Below are 4,025 nucleotides of genomic sequence, written 5' to 3' on the forward strand. Positions count from 1 at the left end.
AATCAAGGCTGAAATTATGTCGTTTAGTCATCTAAACCAATAATTTTTAACGCCGAGTAAAGCGATTTTAGCCTCAGCCCACAGGGCAATGGCTATTTTCTGCGCTAGCTTCATTAGAATTTCACTCGTTTGGAATCACCAAACAACGTTCATTCTGCTTTGCTATCACTTAAAATAGCCTATTGCTGAAAATATAAACAAAGATCAACAGACCCTAGTTATACTCATATCAACCGATATTTCCTAAGCCGCTACATATAAATATTATACTTTTGTAAACATTGTGGTAGATTAACTGATATGAAAAAAATATTGTCTTTCTCTCATTATTTTAATTTTTCTGGCCTTTCAAAGGCATGGATGACCCCTGTCCGTATCTTTCCCAATTAAGGACGATTAAGTACTTTTTCCCTTAATCGTCCTGATTAAAAATTACTTCTTAATATCACAAAACCTGTCTTAAATTTTTGTTTAGTTTGATGTACTTAACATCATACTTTCGGTTCATTAGGCGTGTTTATATCTCTTAATTTATTTAAAATTGAGTATGCTTTTATGCAATATAATTTTTTTAATAACCTTTTAGAAACAATTGTTTTTCTATACAAAAAACAATTTGATCACACAAACTTATTTAACGCATACGCCCGTATAAATTCATCGTTAAAATCTTTAAGTTCATTTAGAAAACCTAAAATGAAAAAGAAAGTTATTAATGTTGTTTTTAGCCGGAAGATTGAACAGTTAACAGATGCTGCTAACTTATTGTGTAAGAAAACATTCAACATTATTGCTTGCCCCTTAATATATACAGAGCCTGTAAAAGAAAGCGCATCGCTGATAAACCATATCAATCAATCAGTAACGGCTAACTATATTGTGTTCACATCACAATATGCCATTACCGAATTGTTTAAATACTATAAAAAGTTAGGTATATCGAATGAACAGCTTAGCAATATTAATATGTGCTCAGTTGGCCCTGGAACAGCTGGTAAATTAGCCGAATATGGCGTTGACCCAAAGATAATGCCATCAATTTATAATGCGGATACGTTTAGTGAATTGTTTCCTGAAATTAAAGAAAACTCGTCAGTTATTTTCTTCCCCAAAGGCAACCTTGCAGATAAAAAGCTAGGTAAAGCACTTACTGAAAAGGGATATAAGGTTATAAGCCCTGTTTTATATATTACAAAGTTTAACACTGTGCTGACACGCGAAACTGAGGATTTATTTAACCAAAATAATGTTGATTGTTTCGTTTTCACCTCTCCTTCAACAGTTAAGGCGTTTATGGCAACTGCTAATGCACAGCACAACATAAGCGTTCTCAAAAAACGCGCAATAATATGCGCCATTGGCACAACTACAAAACAAGCTTGTTTAAATGCCGGCTTAAACGTAACGATAATCCCTAAAGATTTCACAATAGAAGGGATAGCAAAAGCGATTAAGCATTACTTTGACATAAAAAATAATTATTCAATTAGTACAAAGGAGAATACTCAATGAGTAAACCAATAATCACTATTAGCAATCAGGATTGTGACACAATTTATGATCTGCTTGAAAAAGAACCTTACAACGCTAACCATTCTTTATTAATTGAAGAATTAGGAAGAGCAAACATTGTCAACACAAATGAAGTTCCAAACAATGTTGTTAAAATGAACTCTACCGTTGAATTTACAGTGCTTGAAAACAAAGATGTTTTTTCTTTAAAGCTTGTATATCCCAAAGATATGAAGGGTGATGGTACTATTTCTATCTTGTCTCCAATAGGCAGTGCGCTTATTGGGTTGTCGGTTGGGCAAGAAATAGAGTGGCCGCTTAATAATAACAAAAAAACGGTAGTGCATATAAATTCTATAACCTAGGTATTGCACTTTCTCTGTTAGCATAATTAGTCAGCTATTATTGCTGACACTATACTGAAAGCTTGTGATAGGTAGCTATCACAAGCTTATTAAAAATCATTTAAAACAGAGCATGTGGCTCACCAATAAGGACTTAGGTTAGCTGTTTTTATTTATGCTTAAACTTTCTTTGGGTTGTTCATTTTCTTCATTCGGCTCAAGAGTTGTCGCTTCATTGGGTACCTGCGTAATACCGTTTTTTCTCAGCGCAATATAAAGATCGGAGCAAATATAAATGCCATCGGTTCCTGATCTCATACCCGCTGTTTCAAACCATGCTAATAACTGTCGTTTCCTACCCGCTAGCTCTAAGCGAACACCACGTTTTCTAAAAATAACCTCTAAATCAGCTAACATTGCCATCACACTTAAATCTAAGTGAGTAAGGCAAGGTACGGCATCAATAATAACGCAGTGAATATCATCTTTTTGTCGTGCGTATTGTTCTAATAAGCGCCGTTTAAAATAGCTAGAATTAAAATAAGTTAACGGTGAATTAAAGCGATAAATAAACACACCTTTTACTGGTTTTGCTTTATCTGAGCTGTCTAAACTTCTTACGACACCGTCAATATCTACACCGAGTATATGGTCTGTAGGACGCATGACGGTACGAATAAATTGAAATAAACCTAATAAAACCGCCAGCGTAATTCCAGGTATTATGCCAATAAAAAGTACGGCAAATAATGTACAGCCTGCTAAATAAAAGGCTTGTTTATCAATAAACTTTAGTTGCCATATTGCTTTTAAATCAAGTAGATAAATAGACGTAATAATAAGAATAACGCCAAGGGCTGCGGTTGGAATAAACTCCAAAGGGGCCGTTAAAAAAATACTGATAATACCAATAATTACCGCCGCTATAATTGATACTAATTGCGTTTTTCCGCCGTTTTCATCATTAACAGCTGTTCGTGAACTTGCACCACTAACAGCAAAGCCTTGTGATAAAGCTGAGGCAATATTAGCAATGCCCAGCGCTTTAAATTCTTGGTCAGCGTCAATATCATAACCATTCTTGGTGGCAAAACTACGTGCGGTTAGCATCATGCTAACAAAACTAATAATTGCTAAATTGAGCGCTGGCACAACAAGTTCACGAATAATACCTACATTAAAATTTGGCGTTTGAAACATCGGAAAACCACCAGCAACATTGCCAATGGTTTTAACATCAAACTGTTGTAAATTAAAAAGCCAAACCATTGTTGTGCCAACCACTAAAGCGATCATAGACGCCGGCCAACCGGGTTTAAAACGCTTCATAGCAAAAAAAATAGCTATCGTTAATAATGCCATCAAAAGTGTAGGAATATGGGTTTGAGCAAAATAAGTAGGCACCCCACCTAATCGCTCTATTAAATATTTTTCATCAAACGTAAAACCGAGCACTTTAGAAAATTGCCCAACAATAATAGTAATTGCCAGGCCATTGATTAACCCCATTAAAATAGGTTTTGATAAAAAGTCAGCTAATACCCCTAACTTAAATCGACTCGCAATAATGCACCAAAATCCGGTCATGGCAGACATGGTGACAACCAATTGCCAATACTTAACACTATCTCCGGCTGCTAAAGGGGCAACAACGGCTGCGATAACAGCACAGGTTGCGGCATCTGGGCCTATAATTAATTGTTTTGACGTGCCAAACAAGGCATAAACCAGCATAGGTAAAATACAAGAATACAAACCAACAGCAGCATTAACACCGGTAAGTTGGGCATACGCAATCGCAACAGGCAGTGCTACCGAAGCAACAGATAATGCTGCTTTAACATCATCAGCAAGCCATGCTCTTTGATAATTAAATAGAACCTTCAAACCCGGCATAAAGCCATATAAACGCGATAGCACCCATTTTTCCTTGATGATTGTAATAAAACGGTAATAGTAAAGTGAATATCGCTATTAGTATAGTTAATACCCAGTCTATTAGGTTATTAACCACTTAGTGATAATTATGAGGCTACAGGTAGGTAATGCCGATCAGTTAAGAAATATTTAACGATCCATTGACCGATCTTCTACATAGTTCAAAATCCGGTATCAATATTTAATACCGGATTTTTTATGCGTTTAGAAACTGAGTTAGCGACAACACTT

3 protein-coding genes are annotated in these 4,025 nt (G+C 35.6%); 2 read left to right on the top strand and 1 reads right to left on the bottom strand.

Translation table 11 applies throughout. The features are described 5' to 3' along the window. Positions 1-696: 696 nt before the first annotated feature. The gene (locus tag ACSLUO_RS17590; protein ID WP_448250568.1) at positions 697-1,512 is read left to right on the top strand and encodes a uroporphyrinogen-III synthase; all 816 of its coding nucleotides are present in this window, start codon (positions 697-699) and stop codon (positions 1,510-1,512) included. Then, the gene (gene rnk, locus ACSLUO_RS17595) at positions 1,509-1,877 is read left to right on the top strand and encodes a nucleoside diphosphate kinase regulator (RefSeq protein ID WP_448250569.1); all 369 of its coding nucleotides are present in this window, start codon (positions 1,509-1,511) and stop codon (positions 1,875-1,877) included. The genes ACSLUO_RS17590 and rnk overlap by 4 nt, the downstream gene beginning before the upstream one ends. Before the next feature lie 138 nt (positions 1,878-2,015). Here the strand turns inward: rnk and ACSLUO_RS17600 are convergent, their stop codons facing one another. Continuing rightward, positions 2,016-3,776, bottom strand: a complete 1,761-nt coding sequence (locus ACSLUO_RS17600; RefSeq protein WP_448250570.1) for a SulP family inorganic anion transporter — start codon at positions 3,774-3,776, stop codon at positions 2,016-2,018. Between the last annotated feature and the right edge of the window lie 249 nt (positions 3,777-4,025).

It is taken from the genome of Thalassotalea agariperforans (assembly GCF_053470345.1).

Excerpts from the sequence above, each read along its gene's own strand:
- rnk (WP_448250569.1), top strand. The coding sequence starts at position 1,509 with ATGAGTAAACCAATAATCACTATTAGCAATCAGGATTGTGACACAATT.
- ACSLUO_RS17590 (WP_448250568.1), top strand. The coding sequence starts at position 697 with ATGAAAAAGAAAGTTATTAATGTTGTTTTTAGCCGGAAGATTGAACAG.